This window comes from Endozoicomonas gorgoniicola, assembly GCF_025562715.2.
GTDB classification, from domain to species: domain Bacteria; phylum Pseudomonadota; class Gammaproteobacteria; order Pseudomonadales; family Endozoicomonadaceae; genus Endozoicomonas_A; species Endozoicomonas_A gorgoniicola.
The window spans coordinates 292,361-310,402 of sequence record NZ_JAPFCC010000001.1 but is presented as its reverse complement, the minus strand read 5'-3'; the positions used below and the strand labels follow the sequence as shown (position 1 = coordinate 310,402).

Annotated in this window: 17 protein-coding genes; 11 read left to right on the top strand and 6 right to left on the bottom strand. The window is 49.8% G+C overall.

Annotated elements, in window-relative coordinates:
• Positions 1 to 29: 29 nt before the first annotated feature.
• Both NX722_RS01420 and arfB read right to left on the bottom strand, forming a co-directional pair.
• On the bottom strand, positions 30 to 605 hold the full coding sequence (locus NX722_RS01420; RefSeq protein WP_262566382.1) for a hypothetical protein: 576 nt from the start codon (positions 603 to 605) through the stop codon (positions 30 to 32).
• 152 nt (positions 606 to 757) lie between these two features.
• A complete protein-coding gene (arfB, locus tag NX722_RS01415) occupies positions 758 to 1,171 on the bottom strand; it encodes an alternative ribosome rescue aminoacyl-tRNA hydrolase ArfB (protein WP_262566381.1) in 414 nt (137 codons plus the stop codon).
• Positions 1,172 to 1,352: 181 nt separating this feature from the next.
• Between arfB and NX722_RS01410 the strand changes: the two genes are divergently transcribed.
• The 4 genes from NX722_RS01410 (at position 1,353) to pstB (ending at position 4,880) form a co-directional block, all read left to right on the top strand.
• Positions 1,353 to 2,195, top strand: a complete 843-nt coding sequence (locus NX722_RS01410; protein WP_262566380.1) for a phosphate ABC transporter substrate-binding protein — start codon at positions 1,353 to 1,355, stop codon at positions 2,193 to 2,195.
• A 141-nt stretch (positions 2,196 to 2,336) separates the two neighbouring features.
• Positions 2,337 to 3,203 carry a phosphate ABC transporter permease subunit PstC gene (gene pstC, locus NX722_RS01405; protein ID WP_262566379.1) on the top strand — a complete coding sequence of 289 codons (867 nt, stop codon included), beginning with the start codon at positions 2,337 to 2,339 and terminating at the stop codon, positions 3,201 to 3,203.
• Positions 3,200 to 4,108: a phosphate ABC transporter permease PstA gene (gene pstA, locus NX722_RS01400; RefSeq protein WP_262566378.1), complete on the top strand. Its 909-nt coding sequence runs from the start codon at positions 3,200 to 3,202 to the stop codon at positions 4,106 to 4,108. Before pstC ends, pstA begins: the two co-directional genes overlap by 4 nt.
• A 1-nt stretch (position 4,109) precedes the next feature.
• Positions 4,110 to 4,880: a phosphate ABC transporter ATP-binding protein PstB gene (gene pstB, locus NX722_RS01395; RefSeq protein WP_322740902.1), complete on the top strand. Its 771-nt coding sequence runs from the start codon at positions 4,110 to 4,112 to the stop codon at positions 4,878 to 4,880.
• Between the two features lie 70 nt (positions 4,881 to 4,950).
• On the opposite strand, the gene NX722_RS01390 is transcribed toward pstB, so the two are convergent.
• From NX722_RS01390 to NX722_RS01380, 3 genes are all read right to left on the bottom strand, one after another.
• A complete protein-coding gene (locus tag NX722_RS01390; RefSeq protein ID WP_262566377.1) occupies positions 4,951 to 5,235 on the bottom strand; it encodes a DUF2288 domain-containing protein in 285 nt (94 codons plus the stop codon).
• Positions 5,236 to 5,244: 9 nt separating this feature from the next.
• Positions 5,245 to 5,892, bottom strand: a complete 648-nt coding sequence (locus NX722_RS01385) for a hypothetical protein (RefSeq protein ID WP_262566376.1) — start codon at positions 5,890 to 5,892, stop codon at positions 5,245 to 5,247.
• Between the two features lie 129 nt (positions 5,893 to 6,021).
• Positions 6,022 to 6,702 carry a hypothetical protein gene (locus tag NX722_RS01380; RefSeq protein WP_262566375.1) on the bottom strand — a complete coding sequence of 227 codons (681 nt, stop codon included), beginning with the start codon at positions 6,700 to 6,702 and terminating at the stop codon, positions 6,022 to 6,024.
• 838 nt (positions 6,703 to 7,540) lie between these two features.
• On the opposite strand from NX722_RS01380, the gene NX722_RS01375 reads away from it, so the two are divergent.
• Positions 7,541 to 8,998 (top strand): hypothetical protein, encoded by a 1,458-nt coding sequence (locus tag NX722_RS01375; RefSeq protein WP_265442327.1) that lies wholly within the window; start codon positions 7,541 to 7,543, stop codon positions 8,996 to 8,998.
• Between the two features lie 277 nt (positions 8,999 to 9,275).
• Positions 9,276 to 10,718 carry a Na+/H+ antiporter NhaC gene (gene nhaC / locus NX722_RS01370; RefSeq protein WP_262566373.1) on the top strand — a complete coding sequence of 481 codons (1,443 nt, stop codon included), beginning with the start codon at positions 9,276 to 9,278 and terminating at the stop codon, positions 10,716 to 10,718.
• A 4-nt stretch (positions 10,719 to 10,722) separates the two neighbouring features.
• Here nhaC and NX722_RS01365 read toward each other — a convergent pair whose 3' ends face one another.
• The gene (locus NX722_RS01365; protein WP_262566372.1) at positions 10,723 to 11,445 is read right to left on the bottom strand and encodes an SDR family oxidoreductase; all 723 of its coding nucleotides are present in this window, start codon (positions 11,443 to 11,445) and stop codon (positions 10,723 to 10,725) included.
• 116 nt (positions 11,446 to 11,561) lie between these two features.
• Between NX722_RS01365 and NX722_RS01360 the strand changes: the two genes are divergently transcribed.
• The 5 genes from NX722_RS01360 (at position 11,562) to rsxC (ending at position 18,017) form a co-directional block, all read left to right on the top strand.
• Complete coding sequence (locus NX722_RS01360; RefSeq protein WP_262566371.1) at positions 11,562 to 12,191, top strand: glutathione S-transferase; 630 nt, start codon at positions 11,562 to 11,564, stop codon at positions 12,189 to 12,191.
• A gap of 87 nt (positions 12,192 to 12,278) precedes the next feature.
• Positions 12,279 to 14,108, top strand: coding sequence for a CyaA/EF/ExoY family adenylyl cyclase toxin (locus NX722_RS01355; protein WP_262566370.1), 1,830 nt, complete (start codon positions 12,279 to 12,281; stop codon positions 14,106 to 14,108).
• A 459-nt stretch (positions 14,109 to 14,567) separates the two neighbouring features.
• Positions 14,568 to 15,152, top strand: coding sequence for an electron transport complex subunit RsxA (rsxA, locus tag NX722_RS01350; RefSeq protein ID WP_262568758.1), 585 nt, complete (start codon positions 14,568 to 14,570; stop codon positions 15,150 to 15,152).
• 19 nt (positions 15,153 to 15,171) lie between these two features.
• Positions 15,172 to 15,777, top strand: coding sequence for an electron transport complex subunit RsxB (rsxB, locus tag NX722_RS01345; protein ID WP_262566369.1), 606 nt, complete (start codon positions 15,172 to 15,174; stop codon positions 15,775 to 15,777).
• Positions 15,774 to 18,017 carry an electron transport complex subunit RsxC gene (gene rsxC, locus NX722_RS01340; protein WP_262566368.1) on the top strand — a complete coding sequence of 748 codons (2,244 nt, stop codon included), beginning with the start codon at positions 15,774 to 15,776 and terminating at the stop codon, positions 18,015 to 18,017. Before rsxB ends, rsxC begins: the two co-directional genes overlap by 4 nt.
• The last annotated feature ends 25 nt before the right edge of the window (positions 18,018 to 18,042 follow it).

Below are 18,042 nucleotides of genomic sequence, written 5' to 3'. Positions count from 1 at the left end.
GCATGAGGTGTTCTATTCCGGCGCAGGAATCAATCAAGCCGACTCACAAATTCAAACCCTTCCGCGGATTCACCGGACGCAAGATCATCCATTTCAAACGCTTCCGGTGTACCCATGGTTGCAGGGGTTGCTATATCCTTTGCATCATCCTCAACCCAGTCAAAGGTATTAACGTCTGGTTCTTCTTCCACAGCAGAGGGTTTCTCCTGAAGGTCATCACACAACAGCCAGTCATCTTCTGCGCTCCGGACTTTTAATGCCTCAGGATTAAACGTTTTCAGCTGATTCTGATAATCACGATTAAATTTATATCCAGACCAGGTTGCCGCTATTTTGCCTGGTCCCGGGCAAACATATACAGCTCCGGTCAAAGCAACCTGTCCAAGCCAGGGGTAACCACCACCGATTGCCGCATGCGCAGCATTACGAAGAAAAAACTTTGCGACAGTACCTTTAACAGTCCAGTTAATAAAACAGTTAACGACTTTCGGACCGTACTGCACTCCAGCACTCTGCCCAAAGGCAGCCGCCAGGGATATTGCAGCGGTTCTGCCATGGGTATTGAGGACTTGTTTGACTGATCCAGCTATAGCAGATGGATTCATAGCGAACTCCTTCTCTTCTCACATTCAGGGTGTTACCAGAATAGAGCCCGTTTCTGCCAATAAGTTCCAGAACCTCAAATTTTGACCATTTACCTAACCATAAAGTCAGCCTTGCTTACCAATGGGCAATAATTGACTGCTGGTGTCATCTTTCAATACTTGATTTTGCCACGGAGTGACTTCACCTTGCCACGCTGGTTTTTTCTGTCCATCCGTTTTGCCCGAGAAGCACGGGTGGGTTTGGTGGGTCGACGTTTTTTTTGCACTGTACCGGCTTTTCTGATCAGTTCAACCAGTCGCAAAAGAGCATCTTCACGGTTTTTCTCCTGCGTCCGGAAACTTTGTGCCTTGATAATAATAATACCGTCGCGGGTAATTCTCTGGTCATTCAGTTTCAACAACCTGTCTTTGTAGAAATCAGGCAAAGACGACGCTTTTATATCAAAACGCAAATGCGCGGCAGACGACACCTTGTTGACATTCTGCCCCCCGGCTCCCTGAGCCCGGATAAAACTGATACTGACTTCCTCATCATCGATGGAAACAGTCTGCGATATTCTGATCATTTTGGATTAAGTTAACGCTCTCTATTGATTCAGATCAATTTTTCACTGCTTGTAATATCTCTGTCATATTCAGGAAACTTTTCTGTCATATAACCTCCCTACTCTCTGCCTCACAAACCAGTTACTTCTGATTTCCAAACAAACAGCCACAGGCTGAGAAGTCAATCAAAGAGGCTACAAAGTGAAAAAAACCATTCTGTCCACTCTGGGTGCTATTGGTATTGCAGCGACCCTGGTGGGCTGCGGGGGTGCGGAAACACAATCCAGCCAGTCTATCAGCATTTCCGGCTCTACGTCCGTCACTGAACTGATGGAAGTTCTGGGTGAAACATTCCAGGGCAGCCACCCTGATGTGGTGGTTGAAGTACAGGGTACAGGTTCTTCTGCCGGTATTCGTGCTGCCAACGACGGCACCAGCCAGATCGGCATGTCTTCCCGCTCGGTTGCAGACGGCGAACTGTCGGAAGGTGTTAAGAAAATCACCCTGGCACACGATGGCATCGCCGTAGTGGTTAACAACAGCAATACCGTTACCAACATGACCACTGACCAGATTTCTGCCATTTACAAAGGCGAAATCACTAACTGGAATGAAGTGGGCGGTTCTGACAGCCCGATTGTTGTTGTTACCCGTGACCCGGCTTCCGGCACCCGTGGTGCTTTTGAAGACATTATGTCCCTGAAGATGAAAACTGAAGATGGCAAGAAAATTTCTGCTATCTCAGCTTCTGCCCAGGTAGCCGCCGGTAACGGTGCCGTGAAAACCACCGTGGCACAGAATAACTATGCCATTGGCTATATCTCTCTGGGTTCTGTCGACAACAGCCTGAAAGCGCTGTCTGTTAATGGAGTCGAAGCAACGCCTGCTAACATCAGCAGCGGTGATTACGGCGTAGCGCGTCCATTTGAGCTGATGTTCAAAAGTGATGACCAGAGTGAAGCCAGCCACGCTTATCTGGACTGGATGCTGACTGATGAAGCTCAGCAGATTGTGAAGGAAAAAGGTTACATCTCCGTAATCTGATCCTGTCAGAGCGCTTTTAAGAGGCCGTTGAACGTCAGGTTCACCGGCCATTAGTTATAAGCCCTGCGAGAGAAAATACTGTATTCGCCAGCAACAGGATGAGTACTGTATTTATCTTGTTATCAGAGAGCCACACTAACCATGACGCCCAACATGCGACAGGTTCGAATCGACAAGTCGTTCCACAGCCTGTTTTTCCTGAGTGCCCTGGTCAGCACCTTTGCCGTAGCCACCATTGCCATTTTTATCTTTATTGAAGGATTACCGGCTCTTCAAAGCGTTGGTGTTGGAAATTTTGTGACCGGCTCCAGCTGGAACCCACCCGGTTATTTTGGCATTCTGCCCATGATCAGCGGATCCCTTCTCTCTACCGCTGGTGCCATTGCGATTGGTGTACCGATGGGACTGCTGACTGCAGTCTTTCTGGCAGAAATTGCGCCGGAGCGCGTCGCTCATACTCTGCGTACAGCCATTGAACTGCTGGCAGGTATTCCTTCTGTTATTTATGGCTTTTTTGGCCTGGTGGTCATCGTACCGCTGATCGAACAGGTCTTTAATATTCCTGCCGGTAACACGACACTGGCCGGTATTATTGTGTTGGCGATCATGATTCTGCCAACTGTGATCACCCTGTCTGAAACCTCTTTGAGAGCCGTTCCGCACACTTACCGGGAAGGCTCCCTGGCACTGGGTGCCTCGCAGATATTCACCATATTCAAGGTGATTATTCCGGCTGCCCGCTCCGGTATCCTTACCGGTGTCATTCTGGGTATTGCCCGTGCCATTGGTGAAACCATGGCGATTATTATGGTCATGGGTAATGCGCCCATGATTGCCGGACTGTTGGAACCTTCCCGAACCCTGACCGCCAACATTGCACTGGAAATGTCTTATGCCAGCGGCCTGCATGCCAATGCCCTGTATGCGACGGGTATCGTACTGTTTATCTTTATCATGCTGCTGAACTCCGCACTGCTGTATCTCAACCGTAAGAAGGTGTCCAAATGACCACTCTGGTTTCTGAACAGTCTATTCCTGCGGTTACAGAAGAATCTGTTGACCTGAGTGCAGGACAGAACAAACGACGCATTCAGGACAATATAGTGTTTGCCCTGATCGTACTCTCTACCGTCGGGACCACGGGCATTCTGGCCTGGATTCTCTGGCATATTGTCAGTAACGGTATTGCCCATGTTGACTGGACATTCCTGACCAGCCACTACTCCCGGACCGGCAGCACATCCGGTATCTGGCCAATGATTGTCAGCACCCTTTATATGGTGGGACTGTCCCTCGCCATTGCTGCACCCATAGGCATTATGGCGGCGGTGTACCTGACCGAATACTCAAAGCCCGGCAGCAGAGTCGTTAAGATGATTCGCTTTGCCACTGAAAGCCTGGCCGGCATTCCTTCAATCATTTATGGCCTGTTTGGTCTGACCCTGTTTGTTTCGACCCTGGGCATGGGCTTTTCCATTCTCGCCGGAGCCATGACCCTGAGTATCCTGATTCTGCCCGTGATCATTCGCACCACGGAAGAGTCTTTGATGTCAGTGCCTCACACTTATCGTGAAGGTTCCTACGCTCTGGGTGCTTCCCGCATTTACACCATCTGGCGTCTGATTCTGCCCAATGCCCTGCCCGGCATTATCACCTCAATCATCCTGTGTATTGGCCGGATCATCGGTGAGTCAGCTCCGGTCTTCATGACGGCTGGTATGGTGGCACGCATTCCTCACTCTGTATTCGACTCTGGTCGTACACTGACCGTACACCTTTATAAACTGACCACTGAACTGTTTTCCATCAGTGAATGGAATCAGGCGTATGCCACGGCTACCACTCTGGTGCTGATTGTGCTGGGACTGAACATCCTGACCCGTGTGATTTCCAAATATTTCAAGGCTAAATGATATGAGCACTCCTGAGCTGCACCAGAGCAAATTCAAGATTGAAAACCTGAACCTGCACTACGGTGAAAAGCAGGCTCTGTTCGATATCTCCATGAACATTCCTGAAAAGGAAGTCACTGCACTTATCGGTCCTTCGGGCTGCGGTAAGTCTACCCTGCTGCGTACCCTGAACCGCATGAATGACCTGATTCCGGATGCCCGTATTAATGGTTCGGTACAACTGGATAAACTGGATATCTACGGTCAGATTGATGTGCAGCGTCTGCGCATGAAAGTCGGCATGGTGTTCCAGAAAGCCAACCCGTTCCCAATGAGCATCTACGACAACATCACCTACGGACTCCGTGCCCAGGGCATTAGCAACCGCCGCACACTGGATGAAGTGGTGGAAGAATCACTGCGGGGGGCTGCCCTGTGGGATGAAGTGAAGGATCGCCTGAAAGATTCTGCCCTGGGTCTGTCCGGTGGTCAGCAGCAGCGTCTGTGTATTGCCCGCACCATTGCCATGAAGCCAGACGTGATCCTGATGGATGAACCCACCAGCGCCCTTGACCCCATCGCCACCGCCCGTGTCGAAGACCTGATGGATAAGCTGAGCAAGAATTTCACCATTATTATTGTGACGCACTCCATGAACCAGGCGCGTCGTATTTCCAACAAAACCGGTTTCTTCCTGATGGGTGAACTGATCGAATTTGACGACACTGACAAACTGTTTATGACACCCTCGGATGAGCGTACCCACGACTATATCACCGGACGTTTTGGTTAAACGTAATAGAAAAAAGACCGTACAAGCTTCCGCTGTACGGTCTTTTTTTCAGTGTTTTATCAAAAGCTTTTCAGGGGCGATCCTGAACCAGTATCCAGGGGCGCACGACGACACTCCATAGCTCCGGGTTCAACTTATGCCATTCAAGTGCCTGCTGGTCAGTCACCTTTTCTAACTGCCCATCTTCAAGCCACCCCTGCACCTGCTGCGTATCATCGCTTGCAAAAGCACAACCGGCGTCAAGCAAATCCAGCGAACCGGTGACGTTCAACACAATACCCTGTGCGAAAAAACGTTCCAGCTCTTTCCAGGGGATACGGGCGGTTTCAAGATTGAGTTTTTCTTTTACTTCCATAAGCCTTCTTTATAAATGCCTGTATAGGTGTTCAAAGCGCTTTTTCTGTATCACCAGCAGGCATTCTTTTATCGAAGCCCCACCTATCGCAATAGCTGCAAAGGTGACAGCAAGAAAAGTAACAGCGCCAACAATACCGACAGCAGCATACCATAGCCATACTCCAAGTTCGGTAATGGAGTTTCTCCAGTCCTGGCAGCTGCCTGTCAGCTCATCAAGATAAAACCGGGTTGTATCACAAGTGTCCTTCACAAGGAGAGAAATCGTATACTTCGGATAGATATATCGCCATACGGAGCTTGTCGCTGTACATGGCACTTTTTCTGCACCCGTTCCCGGAGTTTGCTCCTGAGCCTTTAGCAAAGCTGACTGAACAGCATCACGACTCAGGCATTTTTTCATTGCCTGAATATCAACACGTGAAGACTTATCCGGCAGAGTCTCAAAAAGAGTGCGTTCCCATTTAAATACAGTGGCTCCTGTCGTCGTGCTCAGCGCACAGCCTCCCAGACAGTCAACCGGATGATTCTCACAGATCTTTTCACCATTCGGGCAGGTGGCATCAAACACAATGCCCTGCCCGTTGCCTGTCATTACCGGATTGGCCATTGCCGAAAGAGAGGCAAGACTTATCGAAAGGAAAAAAAGTCCACTCATCAGGACAGCAACCATTACTGCTGCCGCCCGGAACCCTATGAAAGAAAGCACAGCAATTCACCTTAGAGCTTGCCGAAATGCGATTCCAGAATGGCACAAAATCAGACAATCGCAAACGACAGAAAGAATCTAAGAAGGTCCATATCCTCGGCGCGTTCTTTGTATCTTCAGGCAGCAAACGGCTACGATGTCCCCAATGGTAATCCAATTGACGCACCCGGTACATCTTCCTATCTGAGCGGTTATAAAATAGCCAATTGTCACAGTTAGAAGAGCGGCAGCAGCATACGCTAACCACAATAAACCTTCGCCCACTGAATTTTTCCAATCCTGACAGCGGCCTGTCAGCGCCTCAAGATAGTCACCAGCTGTATCACAAGTGTCCTTCATAAGGAGAGAAACCGTATACTTCGGAAAGATATAGCGCCATTCGGAGCCTTTCACTGTACATGGCAACTTCTCCGCACCCGTTCCCGGAGTTTGCTCTTGAGCCTTTAGCAAAGCTTCACGAACAGCATCACGACTCAGGCATTTTTTCATTCCCTGAATATCAAGACGTAAAGACTTATCCTGCTGAGTCTCAAAAATAGTGCGTTCCCATTGAAATACGGTAGCCCCTGTCGTCGCGTTCAGTGCGCAGCCTCCCAGACAGTCAACCGGATGATTCGCACAGACCTTTTCACCGTTCGGACAGGAGGCATCAAACACAATGCCCTGCCCACTGTCTGTTATTACCGGATTGGCGCTTGCCGAAAGAGAGGCAAGACTTATCGAAAGGAAAAAGAGTCCACTCATCAGGGCAGCGACCACTACTCCTGCCTTTCTGACTTCACTGAAAAGGTACATAGCAATACACGTTCGAACTTGCTAAAAATGTCGTTAGAGCGTGGCATAAAATCAGACAGGCGCAAGTGCGAAACGTCATTTACATTTTCAGGGCTGCTGTCAGGTCGCAGCGACGTTCAGCACAACACCCTGAGCAAAAAAACGCTCCAGCTCTTTCTACGATATGCGGGCGGTTTCCAGATTGAGTTTTTCTTTTTCTTCCTGCATGGCTCTCTTCTCATTGGGTCGGAATCATTAACCTTGTCCGGCAAATTAATAAATATATTTTTTGTTTTATTTCTTATTTGATTCCTGAAGCGATATTTAAAATTGGAGAAGACTTTCATGCATCATTCCGGTATCCCTTAGCTATACTGAGGCGTCTATCGAAAGAACTTACAAAAATACTTACAATCATAAAAATCAGTCATCAGATCAATAATTACATTACTTTTCAAGAGTAGGGATCAGGAGTGAGTACTAAGGATCATTGATTTCATTAATCATCACTGGAAGTAAGAACTGTACAATGTTCAAAAAAAAATCGACATTCTCTTTAACCCCGGAAAACTTAAGCCGGTTTCTGTTGCTTTCGACCAGCTTCGCAGTCTCTCTTACTGTTGGGTCGAGCTATGCTCTGCCTCCCATGAAAAATTCAGAAGAGCCGAGTGCCAATCCATTGATGCGCGGGGCTGCACCCGGGCTGCCAGCAGATCCGGCGAGACTGGCTCAAATGCCCCCATCTGGCGAACCCGGTGAAATACCTGTGCTGCCAGCACGCACGGAAAACTCAAATCAGCAACCAGAACCAGAAGAAGGCGCAGTGGCTCTCGACACGGGCATCCAGGCATTAGGCATTGATGATGAGGACTCATCAGACAGTGACGATGAGGACGCATCAAGCATTGATTATGAGGACTCATCAGACAGTGACGATGAGGACGCATCAAGCATTGATTATGAGGACTCATCAGACACTGATGATGAAGCAATAGTCAGATCAATGGATCCAAATGACATCTATAACAATGTATGCGAATCAATGCAGCGCGATTATAAATCGATACAGAAGAAGATTCATGGTACTAATGACGCTAACGCAATTAGCCGTGCATTTCCAGAACAAATCCCTGTTACTGAACCAATAAGAGTCATGGATGTAAATCAAACACTGGCATCCATAGTAAGTACACCAGACAATCATACACTTGTAGATGTTTATTTTTTGCTGTCGAAATTAGCAGAACAGACTGGTCAAAACGGGCTGATGACCGTTTCCCGTGATATCGCTGCATTGATTCAATACTACCATCATCGGGGCTTGATAAGATTTAACCTGCTAACAGATATTCAGGCAGGCAGGGAAAGCTTACTGACACCATTAAGAACCTTACAGGACACACTATTGCATAACTCTGCTGCCGACAACTCTGCTGCCGACAACTCTGCTGCCGACAATGGTGCTATCAATGAGTCCACACTTCGTTTGTTATTCGGTAATCTTTACAGCAATGTTATCGCGATCGCAGAGGCAGAATTCACGCAGTGGCGGGAAAATGCAGTCAGTTCTTCGGAACCAGACAGCCAGATTAGAAATTTTCTGAACGACATCTCCATTATTACTTCATACGGCAAAGAAGGTGGCAGATACCTTGAAGAAAGCAGTCTGGGTTATGCCAGCAGCAGGGCCTCGTTTTTTATAGAGGGTAACCTGGAAATCGATGAAGGCTTTCCTGAAAGAGGACGAATACAGTATGCCTTACACTCTTCTCTCGTTGCACTTTATCTGGCATTCCTTGGAGAAAACGATCAGGCATTAAACAGACTAAACGCACTGGCCAGTATTGATCCTGCTTTTAACACCGGAGAGCACACAGATCAAACTCAGTCTATTGTCTTCAGAGTAATTAGCGGTGTTCGGACAATGCTTCATCATAGTGGGGCAGATAATCTTGATTACCATTTTGTTATCCTCTTATCCTTCTTGATAAGTAACCCGCACCTTCCTCGTGCTCCCCGCAGCATGTTAGCAGCAAGTAATCCGGACGTACTCCGCGAAATACTGGATAGATTAATTGATATCTGCTCCCAAAATTCCGGCCAGTTGGGCTTTAACCCCACACAACGGGAACGTATAACCCAGGGAAGCTACTTTGAAAAGAAAGTGTTTCAACCACTTCAAAAAGAAAAGGAAAAAGCACAAAAGGAACAGGAAAAAGAAAAAAAGAAAAAAAACAAAGACAGTAAAAGTTGGCATTTCTGGAAGGGTAAAAAGAAATGACCGCTTACTTCAACCGCTTACTTCATTAGTTATTTGCCTTATTGGTGATTCAGATCTACCCATTGCAAGCCTGTCGTCAAAAGACTACAGGCCTTTTTGCTGATTCTATGGCAAAAAGAGAAAAGTCGAACTATTAATTCTACTGGTCAATATTTTTCTCTATTACTTCAAATGCACTTTTTTGCTTACAGACAGTCTGAGATAGAGAAACCCTGTTCCTGCTTTGCTTGGCGGCTCTAAAGGTACAGACGTACTATTAATTATCCGGAGATGCTGTATGTCGAGAAGTCCCTCTCTACCCTCAATGCTTCAAGTCGTGTTGGTTCTGGGCTTATTTCTGCTGCTTGCCTTCTCATTTACCACCCTGTTTGACTTACCAGTGCACCTTGCCCTGTTTATTGGCTGGTTTGTGGTGATGGGTCTGGGCATCTGGCTCGGACACGATTACCGCTCACTGGAACAGGCTGCTGCTGAAGGAATATACAATGGCACTGGCGCCATACTGATTCTTCTGTCAGTGGGCGTACTCACCGGCACCTGGATCGCCGGAGGCATTGTCCCTGCCATTATCTATTCAGGCCTGAACACCATCAGTCCGGGGCTTTTTCTACCAACCACCGTTCTGATCTGCTCCATGACCGCCCTGGCAACCGGCACTTCCTGGGGCGCAGCGGGTACGGCAGGCATAGCCATGATGGGCATCGGGCAAAGTCTGGGAGTACCTGCCCCAATTACCGCCGGAGCGGTTCTTTCAGGCGTCTACTTTGGCGATAAACTGTCTCCGTTGTCTGACAGCGTAGTGCTGGCCTCCAGCATGTCCGGTGTTGATATCAGCCGTCATATACGTCGAATGTTGCCTGTCAGCCTGACCAGTTACTGCATCACTCTGGCACTGTTTACTATCACCGGGTTGCAATACGGCCATCACATGGACCTTGACCGGGTTCAGCAGGTTATTTACGCCATTGATCAGCACTTCAATATCGGCTGGCACTGTATGATTCCACCGATTGCAATTATTGTCCTGTTAGCCATGAACAAACCGGCTTTTCCAACCATCAGTTTCGGCGCACTGCTGGGTGTTATCTGGGCGATTCTGTTTCAACACACAGACCCCGTCACAGCCCTTCGCAGCGCCTGGGTGCTGCCGCAACCAGATACCGGGGTCACTATTCTCAACAGTCTGCTAGCCAATGGTGGTATGCAGGGCATGCTTGGCTCTCTGGCTGTCATTGTTTTTGGGCTTGGCTTTGGCAGTCTGCTGGAAAAGACAGGCATTATTCATGCGCTGGCAGATCGACTGGAAAAACATATCAACAATGAAAGCAAACTGACTGGCTGCACCCTGCTGACCGCCTTCATGGGCAACCTGCTGGGCAGTGCCATGTATTTCTCCCTGATACTGACACCGCGTCTGCTGATCAATACCTACGACCGTATGAAAGCGGATCGCCACCTGTTGTCCCGCAACACCGAGTTTGGCGGAACACTTACCAGTGGCATGGTGCCGTGGAGTGATAATGGCATATTCATGACCGGTGTTCTGGGCGTCGCCACACTGGACTACCTGCCTTATATGTGGCTCTCGTTCACCTGCATTGGCGTTGCCATGCTGTTCTCCCGGATAAAACCCATGAAGCTCAACATGGTAACTCCAGCGACTGATCGCAACTATTCAAAATCACTAAATCAAACGTTTAGTAAGTCAAATTCTCAGTAAGCTTTCAGGGCTGCTGCCGGGTCGCAGCGACAACGACTTCACGCACGCACACATCTTGCGGCTGCGCATAAGCAAAGGACACGCAGGCGGCAACATTGCTCGCAGTGATAGCTCCGCCAATACTGTCTTTCCAGCCTTCATAGCCGCTTTTGATGTCTTCAGACGTCGTGTGACTCAGAAGCTCAGTTTCAACAGCACCCGGCGCGATAACAATCACTCGAACATTGTCGTCAGCTACTTCTTCTCTCAGGGTTTCACTTAAGCCATGAACCGCAAACTTGGTGCCACAGTATGCCGTATGGTTTGGGAACCCTTTGATGCCTGCAATAGAGCTGATGTTGATAATGGTGCCACTCTTGCGCTCCTGCATTGGTTTCAACACCGCATGAATGCCATTCAGGACGCCTTTAACATTCACATCAATCATTTTGTCCCACTCTTCCGGGTTCTGGTCTGCCGCCACCCCCAGCAGCATCATGCCTGCGTTGTTTACCAGGCAATCCGTGGGACCATACTTTTCCTCTGCTTCTTTAACCGCCGCAGCAACGGCAGTCCGGTCAGTGACATCGACTTTTCTGCAAAGAGTCTCAGGCAGATCCAGGGCCTCCAGCTTCTCAACCCGTCTTGCCAGAAGAAGCAGAGGGTGACCCTGCTCACTGAACTTACGGGCAATAGCTTCACCAATACCAGAACTGGCACCTGTTACTACGATTAGTGGTTTGCTCATTGACTTTCTCCTGTATGCTATGAATGAAGTACGATGCTACTCTACCCGTTCAGCCACAACGGTTTGAAATATCTATTTATTAGATCATTCATAACTTTTCATTATCTTTAGAAAAAATGACACAACAGCCAGTACTCTACACTTTCCGCCGCTGCCCTTACGCCATGCGGGCAAGGCTGGCAATTGCCGTCAGCCAGCAAGCGGTTGAATACAGGGAAATCCTGTTACGGGACAAACCTGAAGCCATGCTGGCTGTGTCGCCCAAAGGCACCGTTCCGGTTCTGGTTTTACCCGATGGGAAAGTGATTGATGAAAGCCTGGATATCATGCTGTGGGCGCTGAAGCTTAACGATCCGGAACACTGGCTGGCGGGAGATACCGGATTGATTCAACAGTGTGACAACGAATTCAAACTCTGGCTCGACCGGTATAAATACGCCGACCGTCACCCTGATCATTCCGCTGAACACTATCGCAAGCAGGGCGAACGCTTTTTGTCCCTGCTCGAAAGTAAGCTACTACATACCAAGGGGCTCAGTGCGAATCATCTGAGCATCACAGACTATGGTATTGCCCCCTTTGTTCGCCAGTTTGCCCATGTGGACCGGGACTGGTTTTATAGCAGCCCTTACCCCCAACTGATCCGCTGGCTGGATAATATCCTTGGCTCCAGCCTTTTTCAAGCAATCATGATCAAACGGGCTGTCTGGCAGCCGCCCCCAAAGCAGCCGCAAGTGCCTGATTGAAAGCGCTGCCAGCGCTTTTCTGCCTTGAACTTATACCCCTGCTTATTGTCCAATCCCTGTCGATCCAGCACCCCGGAGGGTTAACGATTGGAAGGAAGTCAACCAAAGCCCGGAATTTATCTGCCGCAAAAAACAACTGAATCTTCGGCTCCTGAAAACAAAGCCGTGGCGCGGGCTATTATTCGATCAACGTCTTCCGATTACGTTCTTTCGGTTAAAAGAACAGGTGCTAAATTCAATGGGCGACGCCTCCACTCCGCTTCACGGTACTGGTCGCACAAACAGGTAATGCTCACCCCGCAGTTCACAGCATCGTTAAATCGAAGCTCCGATGATTCGACATCTCCTGCAAGACCACTGGAGCTTCGCCTGTCAGCTAAAGTCACCGAAACACGGGATACAATGCTGCCTTCTGTCCTTTCACCTATTTCCTCAAGTCCTCCGGATGAGGGCGTGCCTGCTCAATATCACAGTCGACAGTACTCCAGAGAGTTAAGTAGTGCCCTCCCGGGGGCTGAACCGACGCCACACTTTCTGTCTATACAGTCCATATTCGGTCCGTTCCGCAAACGTCACAGCTTGCCCTCCATAGAGACCACTACAAGAGAGACCACTGCAAGAACAACGAGATCAACATTGGTTCAGAAAGAACCGGAAGACAGGGGGTGGAAGGTTTCGCCGGGCAGAAAAATCGTTCAACGTCGCATGTCGCTGCCCGTTGCTCTCCTGAAACAGGAGCGCGAGTCAGCTCCTCCAGATCTGCTGAAGTACATTAGCAAACTGCCTGTCATCGGCGGGCTTGAAGCCGTTCTGGCCTATCCTGGTCAGGGTATTCCCAGAGAGCATCTGGTTGAGCTTGCCGAAACCTGTAGCGTGTACCACCTGGTTCTTGGCATCAGGCCGTTTCCTGAAACCGCCACGCAGCTTGCCCTGGACAATGCCAGATCCAAGCCATTAAGTCACAAGCAAAAGTCCGCATCATGGGGAGTACAGGCGCCTTATCTGACCGACAATCAGGAATACGGCAAGCTCTTTGACGCTCCCGCCCACAAGCTGAAAAAATTTCAGAAGTATGCTGACGAATGGTCTGATAAAGCCGTGCAACTGAGGCAAGCGGATCAACAGCTGAAAAGGTTGCAGATGCTAAAGCTGCCTGGTTCCGATGTGTCGATGATTGAACAGCTTGAGTACACTGCCAGAGATCAGATCACATTTCAGTGCCGGCCATCACCCGGACATTTACCTTATTTTTACCGGGGTTCAAAAACAGAAGACGGTGACTGGCTTATCGACATACAGGAAGACGGCGAATTTGTACCGCTTAAAGTGGTTCCCCTGATACCGGATTATGACCTGTGTTTCCTTTACTCCCTGCAGGAAGAGCTTGACCTGGCTGGCAAAGACAAAGTGCCAGTGCCTGACATCAGTCCGGATGAAATTCGCCAAAGGCTGGCCCGGTTGGAAGGAAAAACATTATCGGAGCAGTCAAAAGCTGAATTTGCAAAAATACAGTTAGAGGTTCAGAGTCTGAAATCTTTCCTGCAAAAAATGGATCAGGTGCTTGGCAACCTGACCAAACAGGAAGAGCACTATCTACATACTCTCAATTACGCCATTGGACGCACCGGCCTGAACCCAATGTTCCACCATGGCGCCGATAACAACAATCCGGTTTCTGATCTCGACACCAACTTCCCCTTAACCGTCGTTCTGCCCAGGTTCATTGAGCCACTGAAAGAGCGTTATTACATCATCGAAGATGAAAAGCAGCTGAAGGCATTTATCAACCTCCTGAAAGACAACAGCTACTACGCCCCCACTAACCCGGCCTGGGGAAGCATTCACCGCGTCCGCAGCAAAAGCTTCAGACGTTACAGCGCAGTGACGGGTGAACCAATGATCTCCAAGCAGCACTGAGAGCAGCACTGAGAGTGCCATCTGAAAAAAGACACCCCGACCTAATACCCCTGATCAGAGCGCCTGTGTACCCAAATCAGCTGGTCCATTTGATCCGGTTTACAGGCTAAGGTCTGTGGAATTCTACGATGCACCAGACACTCAATATGGATATAATCACGCAGATTTTTTTATTACGCTTTTGGAACGAAATCCGGAAAATCCGGACAAAAACCATATCTTTTAAAGGTATTTAGCGCCAAATGCAGTGTCGGCAGCAGTAGAGAGTGGCATCACTTCGAAGCGGGTTTATGGTTATTCGTTTTGAGTCTACCCGGTCAATTTGATTGCCTGTTTCAGGAATATATACTCCGGTCATCACCTGAATAACTGTCACCTGATGCCGCCCTGCCGGTATCTGGAAATTCGTAGAGCGGCTATTCTAAAACTCCGCTATGGACTGAATGAACAATGGATCAAATAAGTGAACTGGTGCTGATTCTTGTCAGCGCCATACTGGTCAATAACTTCGTACTGGTGCAGTTTCTGGGGTTGTGTCCGTTTATGGGGGTCTCCAATAAGCTGGAGTCCGCCATGGGCATGTCTCTGGCGACCACATTTGTACTGACCCTGGCTTCGATTTGCAGCTATCTGACGTATGAATATCTGCTGATTCCGCTGGGCCTGGAATTTCTGAAGACGATCTCCTTTATTCTGGTCATTGCCGTGGTTGTGCAATTTACAGAAATGGTAGTACGTAAAGTCAGCCCCCTGCTGCACCGGGTGCTGGGTGTTTTTCTGCCCCTGATCACCAGTAACTGCGCCGTACTGGGTGTAGCACTGTTGAACAGCAACCGCATAAACAGCTCTCTGGTGGACTCTGCCACTTATGGCTTTGGAGCAGCCGTGGGCTTTTCCCTGGTACTGGTGCTGTTTTCTGCCATGCGCGAACGCCTTGCCGCTGCCGATGTGCCTGCGCCCTTTCGGGGAGCCGCTATCGGTATGATCAGCGCTGGCCTGATGTCGCTGGCTTTCATGGGCTTTACCGGTCTGATCAGGCTGTAAGGGAGAACTCGACGCCAACATGGAAATTATTGTTTATGCCATTATCGCCCTGCTAGCCCTGGCACTGATTTTCGGTGCCATACTGGGCTTTGCCAGTGTGCGGTTTAAAGTGGAAGGCGATCCAATTGTTGACCAGATCAACGAATTGCTGCCCCAGACCCAGTGTGGGCAGTGCGGCCATCCCGGCTGCCGCCCTTATGCAGAAGCCATTGCCAATGGGGAAGCCATTAACCGCTGCCCTCCGGGTGGGCAGGCGACGATCAACGCCCTGGCCGATTTGCTGGATGTTGAAGCCGAACCCCTGGATGCGGAGAGTGGTACCGAAAAGCCTGCCAGTGTCGCTTTTATTCGTGAAGACGAATGCATTGGCTGCACCAAGTGTCTGCAGGCCTGCCCGGTGGATGCCATCCTTGGGGCTGCCAAACAGATGCACACTATTATGAGTGATGAATGCACGGGTTGTGACCTCTGTGTCGAGCCCTGCCCTGTTGACTGTATAGAAATGCGCCCTATTGAAGTAACCACAAGAAGCTGGCGCTGGGAGCTGCCGGAGCAGTCTCCGGCCTTTACCGGACTTTCTGACGAAAACCTGATTGCTACTGACCAGCGGGGGCAGGCTGTATGAATACGTCCCTGATCGACCTGAAAGAAGTTAATGCCAGAGTATGGCCACTGACCGGCGGTGTACACCCACCGGAAAACAAACACCAGTCCACCGGCCTGCCCATTAAACCTGCGCCACTGCCTGAGCGCCTGATATTACCCCTGTCGCAACATGCAGGTTCCCCTGCGGACCCCGTGGTTCAGGCAGGTGACAAAGTGTTGAAAGGTCAGCTGATCGCAAGGGCAACCGGCTTTGTCAGTGTGCCCTTACATGCGCCAACTTCCGGAACCATCAAGGCCATTGAACCTCATGCCATTCCTCACCCGTCCGGAATGAACGACAACTGTATTGTTATTGACAGTGATGGTGAAGACCGCTGGTGTGAACTGAATCCAATAGAAGACTACCGTCAGACAGACCCCGAACAGCTGGTTGAAGTGATTCGCAATGCCGGTATTGCTGGTTTGGGGGGAGCGGGTTTTCCATCAGCCATCAAGCTGGCTCCGAAAAACCCGGTTCACACCCTGATTCTTAACGGTACCGAGTGTGAACCTTACATTACCGCTGACGATATGCTGATGCGGGAACGGGCTGAGCAGGTGATTGCCGGTGCTGAAATTATGATGCACCTGCTGAAGACCGAACGTTGCCTGATCGGCATTGAAGATAACAAACCGGAAGCGGTTTACGCCATGAGAACAGCACTGGCACAGCGTAAGGGTCGCACGATCAGAGTGGTGGTGTTCCCGACCCGTTACCCGTCCGGTGGCGAGAAACAGCTGATACAGATTCTGACCGGGCAGGAAGTTCCTTCCGGTAAACTGCCTGCGGATCTGGGCATTGTCGTACAAAATGTGGGGACTGCGGTCGCTATTGAAGAGGCCGTTGTCCATGGTCGTCCACTGATTTCCCGAATCACCACCCTGACTGGTGAAGCCTTGCAGACGCCGCAGAATCTGGAAGTTCTGCTGGGTACTCCGGTTCACAATTTACTTCAGGTGACGGGACTCAAGCAGGAACGACTGAAGACCCTGATCATGGGTGGTCCGATGATGGGCTTCACAATGGACGACCCCGATGTACCGGTGACTAAAACCAGTAACTGTGTCATTGCTGGCAGCGACATGGAGTTTCCGTCAGCACCGCCTGCCCAGGCCTGTATTCGCTGTGGTATGTGCGCAGAAGCCTGTCCGGCGTCGCTGCTGCCACAGCAGTTATTCTGGCACGCCAAAGCAGAAAACCACGAACAGCTGAAGCACCATAACCTGTTTGACTGTATCGAATGCGGTGCCTGCTCTTACGTATGCCCAAGCAGTATTCCACTGGTGCAATACTACCGGGCTTCCAAAGGTGAAATCCGCAACCTTGAAGCCAGACACGCTAAATCAGAACGTTCGAAAGTCCGTTATGAAAACCGCCAGAATCGTCTGGAACGTGAAAAGGCAGAGAAAGAAGCACGACGCAAGGCAAATGCTGAAAAAGCCGCCCTGCTGAAAGCACAAAAAGCCGCCGGTGCAACATCTGCCAGCAGTGAAGAAATCGATCCGGTAAAAGCTGCCATCGAGCGTGCCAAAGCGAAGAAAGCCGCTGGCTCTGTGGGAACAACCGGTAAGCAAGAGCTTACTCCTGAACAGAAGAAACTGAAAATTGACCTGTCCATGGCCAATGCCCAGCTGAAGAAAACACAGCGGGCGTTGAGCAAGGCTGAAGCGACCGGTGAAGGTGATACCAGCAAGCTGAAAGCCAATGTGGATATGCTTCAGGCTCAGGCCGACAAGCTGCAAAAGCAGTTTGATGCTGTCATGTCTGCCGCACCAGCGGCTAAACCGGCACCGTCTGCTGAAGACAAAAAGCTGAAGATTGAGCAGGCAATGGCAAAAGCTGCCCTGAAGAAAGCTGAACGTTCTCTTGCGAAAGCGCTGGAAGAAAACAGCGCTGAAACCCGGGCGCTTCAGGAAACCGTTGACGACTGTCGTGCGAAACTGGAACAGCTTATTCAGGCTTCTGCTGCACAGCCCTCTGCTGCTAAGCCCTCTGCTCAAAGCACAAGTCAGACTGGCAAACCCAAAGCGGCAAAACCGGCACAGACGGATGAAGCCAAAAGGCTGAAAATAGAAAGCGCCATGGCAAAAGCCGCACTGAAAAAAGCACAACGGGCAATGGATCAGGCTGATTCGGTTACGCCCGAACTGGAAGCTGCTTTAAATGCTGCTCAAAAGAAAGCAGAAGCCGCTCAGAAAGCGCTCGAAACACATGTATAAAACGGCTGCTGCAGGTTGAGCCTGG